This window comes from Maribacter sp., from assembly GCF_039968975.1.
Classification (GTDB): domain Bacteria; phylum Bacteroidota; class Bacteroidia; order Flavobacteriales; family Flavobacteriaceae; genus Maribacter.
Window position 1 is genome coordinate 1 of the sequence record NZ_JBDVOT010000086.1, and the last position, 3,955, is coordinate 3,955.

A 3,955-nucleotide genomic window follows, 5' to 3' on the forward strand; every position below is an offset into this window, starting at 1 on the left:
AAAGCCAAAAGCCAAAAGCCAAAAGCCAAAAGCCAAAAGCCAAAAGCCAAAAGCCAAAAGCCAAAAGCCAAAAGCCAAAAGCCAAAAGCCAAAAGCCAAAAGCCAAAAGCCAAAAGCCAAAAGCCAAAAGCCAAAAACCAAAAGCCAAAAGCCAAAAACTAAAAGCTAGCGCCCATTTTTACGGTAGCCAATTATCTTTACCAAAATCAGGTTTACGTTTTTCTAAGAAAGCATTTCTACCTTCTTTAGCTTCTTCGGTCATATACGCCAGTCTTGTTGCTTCCCCTGCAAAAACTTGTTGTCCAACCATACCGTCATCGGTTAGGTTCATTGAGAACTTCAGCATTTTTATAGAAGTTGGTGATTTCTCTAAAACTTCTTGTGCCCATTGAAAAGCCGTGTCTTCCAATTCATCATGTGGTATTACGGCATTTACCATACCCATTTCAAAAGCATCTTGTGCAGAATAGTTTCTTCCTAAAAAGAATATCTCACGAGCTTTTTTCTGTCCTACCATTTTGGCTAAATAAGCAGAACCGTATCCGCCATCAAAGCTGGTAACATCGGCATCGGTTTGTTTAAAAATGGCATGTTCTTTACTAGCCAAAGTCATATCACAAACCACGTGTAAACTATGACCGCCACCAACTGCCCATCCTGGTACCACACAGATAACAACTTTCGGCATAAAACGAATCATTCGTTGTACTTCAAGAATGTTTAAACGGTGCTGACCATCTTGACCAACATATCCTTTCTCTCCCCTAGCCTTTTGGTCGCCACCAGAACAAAAAGACCAAATTCCGTCTTTAGTAGATGGTCCTTCAGCTGAAAGTAAAACTACTCCTATAGAGGTATCTTCTTGAGCATCATAAAAGGCCTTAATAAGTTCGCTTGTAGTATGTGGTCTAAAAGCATTTCGTACATTAGGTCTGTTAAAGGCTATACGGGCTACACCATCACATTTTTTATAGGTAATATCATCAAATTCTATCGCTGTTTTCCAATCGGGTGATTTCATAATTTCTAATAATTCTATTATCGTATAAAGATAAGGGTTCATGGTATACTCGTCCAAATTAGAATATGCAGTTAAGTTTTATAATGGTCAGGTCAAATTAATCGAGTTAGTTATCAATTTCATTGAAACACTAGATATGAGCAAATACGACTATGTTTACAGAATAAAGAATAGTACCCTTCATGAAACAATCTCTTTTTACATTTATAAAAAAGCTTCGTGAATTTTTAGCGAATAAACTAAACCAATACAACACAACACTACCCTATGTAATTACTGTTATTGTTGCTTTGTTCATAGTTGTTGGTGGCATAAATTTATTTGTAGAATTGACAGAAACCTTAAAGACAGAAACGCTAGCAACTTATGATACTTCAATAACGGATTATATCATTTCTTACCGAGCGCCAACACTGACATCCTATTTAAAATTTATGACGTATGTTGGTGATATCTATGGTTATCTCATTGTACTCACCATATTCTTACTTCTATCCCTTTTGGTTTTCAAAAGATGGAAATATGTAGTTCAAGCAACCTTAATTTTAGCATTGGCGACTATTTCTAACATGATACTTAAAAGATTTATTGATCGTGCAAGACCAGGCATTGAACATTTAGTTTCTGTAGAAACGTTGAGTTACCCAAGCGGACATGCAATGAGCGCGATGGCCTTCTATGGTTTTTTAATATTTCTAGTCACAAAATTCAATATTCAAAAGGTGATAAAATATATACTGATAGCTGTCTTAATATTGGTCATTTTAAGTATTGGTATTAGTAGAATATACTTAGGCGTTCATTTTCCTTCGGATATTGCAGGCGGATTCATTGCCGGATTCATTTGGGTAGTTTTCTGTGTGTTGGTTTTTGATTTAATTGAGCTGTTTAGACACGATCCCAAAACATAAATATAATTCCACTTTAATAAAAAATAACCTTGCTTAAACTCTGCTAAAGAATTGATTTTAATACTTTAGTGAAGTATAAAAGCCACACAAATTAATTTTCAAAAAAATAGAATTATGTCCAGAACAAAAATAGCACTGGTTACTGGTGGTAGCCGCGGAATAGGAAAAAACATAGCATTAAAAATCGCTGAGAAAGGTTTGGATGTTATTTTGACGTATCATTCTAAAAAAGATGCTGCGGAGAAAGTTGTAAAAGAGATTGAAAAATTAGGTCAAAAGGCGGTGGCGTTTCAATTAGATACAAGTGACACCTCTAATTTCTCTAGTTTCTTTAAAACGATTTCCATGTATTTAAATGAAAATTACCGCACTGCTAAATTTGATTATTTGGTAAACAATGCCGGAACAGGGATTTACAAACCATTTTTAGAAACTACCGAAGCCGATTTTGATGACATGATGAACATTCATTTGAAAGGTGTTTATTTTTTAACTCAACATGCGGTAGAACAATTGAATGATGGTGGCGGAATCATAAATATATCATCTGGCTTGGTGCGTGTTACTATACCTGGCTCATCTGCTTATGCAAGTATGAAAGGTGGTATAGATGTATTTACAAAGTTTATTGCAAAAGAGCTAAGCGATAAAAAAATAAGAGCAAACGTTGTGGCTCCCGGTGCCGTAGGTACAGACTTCGGTGGTGGTGCAAATAAAGATAATGAAGAAAGACGTGAAAAAATTAGTAGTAACACCGCACTTGGTCGAGTTGGTGAACCAGAAGATATTGGTGGTATTGTAGCCTTTTTATGTACAGAAGATGCAGGTTGGATCAATGGTCAGCGTATAGAAGCAACTGGGGGATTAATGTTGTAAAATCAAGTCACAAAAGATTTTTTTAATAAAATCAATTTCTTTCAGAATGTTGGTCTAGGCTACAAATTAGGAAGCAATATTAACTTTGCCGTTCGTTACAATTTAGGCTTATCTGATGTCAATGATGTAGACGGTTTTTCAGATAAATACAAAAATGGAGTAGTTCAAGTATCTGTTGGCTATTTTATATTTTAGTCAATAAACAATAACTATATTTTAAAGGTTGATTATTAGAATTTAATAATCAGCCTTTTTTAATTTCAGAATGTCTCATTTAGGAACATAAAATCTATAATAAACTGAAATGCTAAATTGATAATTCTTAAATTTCCTATATAAATAACCACAAACATTTCAAGTATGAAAAATTTTTTCTTGGCAGTAATAGTATGCACTGTATGTATTAACCTTGGATATTCACAAGATTTCAGAGGCTTGGATAAAAGTCCGTTAGACAGAGTGTATTTACCTGATCACTTTGCTCACGACATAAAATTTGCCCCAGAAAGAAATCTACCTGATACTCCAATTTTAAGGATTGATTATAGTAGACCTCAAAAAAAAGGACGTGTGGTTTTTGACGGCATGGTCAAATACAATGAAATTTGGCGTTTAGGTGCTAATGAAGCAACTGAAATTAAAGTCTATAAAGATGTAAAAATAGATGGAAAATTACTTCGTAAAGGTACCTATACCATGTATGCACTACCTACAAAAGACATTTGGACGATTGTATTCAATAAGGATGTAGACCAATGGGGTCATTATAGTTACGATGAAAATAATGATGTATTAAGAGTAGATGCGCATGTATTACACAGTAATGCACCTGTAGAAGAATTTACTATTCAATTTGAAGATTCTGAACAAGGTGTAGCTGTAATGTATATTGCTTGGGATATGGATAGAGTTGAGATACCGATTAGCTACTAAAACTGATAGTTGTCATATAATATTAGGGACATAAAATTAACTTTGAATGATAATTAATTTATTACATGGCTTTTATGAAAATAGCGGTATTCAGTACAAAATCTTATGATCAAGAATATTTTGAAAAATATAATACAACATACGAATATAATTTTTCGTTTTTTGAAACCGCATTAAATCCAGATACTGCTAAACTTTCAGCAGATTGTGATGT

The 3,955-nt window shown here is 34.0% G+C and carries 4 protein-coding genes; 3 read left to right on the plus strand and 1 reads right to left on the minus strand.

Annotated features, from left to right (window positions below; all coding sequences use genetic code 11):
* Nucleotides 1-178: 178 nt before the first annotated feature.
* Complete coding sequence (locus ABJI11_RS06245; RefSeq protein WP_348350436.1) at nucleotides 179-1,021, minus strand: 1,4-dihydroxy-2-naphthoyl-CoA synthase; 843 nt, start codon at nucleotides 1,019-1,021, stop codon at nucleotides 179-181.
* Nucleotides 1,022-1,203: 182 nt separating this feature from the next.
* On the opposite strand from ABJI11_RS06245, the gene ABJI11_RS06250 reads away from it, so the two are divergent.
* The 3 genes from ABJI11_RS06250 to ABJI11_RS06260 all read left to right on the plus strand — a co-directional run bounded on the left by ABJI11_RS06250 (nucleotide 1,204) and on the right by ABJI11_RS06260 (nucleotide 3,741).
* Entirely contained in the window at nucleotides 1,204-1,932 is a 729-nt protein-coding gene (locus ABJI11_RS06250) for a phosphatase PAP2 family protein (RefSeq protein ID WP_348350438.1), read from the plus strand.
* A 114-nt stretch (nucleotides 1,933-2,046) separates the two neighbouring features.
* A complete protein-coding gene (locus ABJI11_RS06255) occupies nucleotides 2,047-2,808 on the plus strand; it encodes an SDR family oxidoreductase (RefSeq protein WP_348350440.1) in 762 nt (253 codons plus the stop codon).
* Nucleotides 2,809-3,168: 360 nt separating this feature from the next.
* Nucleotides 3,169-3,741: a DUF2911 domain-containing protein gene (locus ABJI11_RS06260; protein WP_348350442.1), complete on the plus strand. Its 573-nt coding sequence runs from the start codon at nucleotides 3,169-3,171 to the stop codon at nucleotides 3,739-3,741.
* The last annotated feature ends 214 nt before the right edge of the window (nucleotides 3,742-3,955 follow it).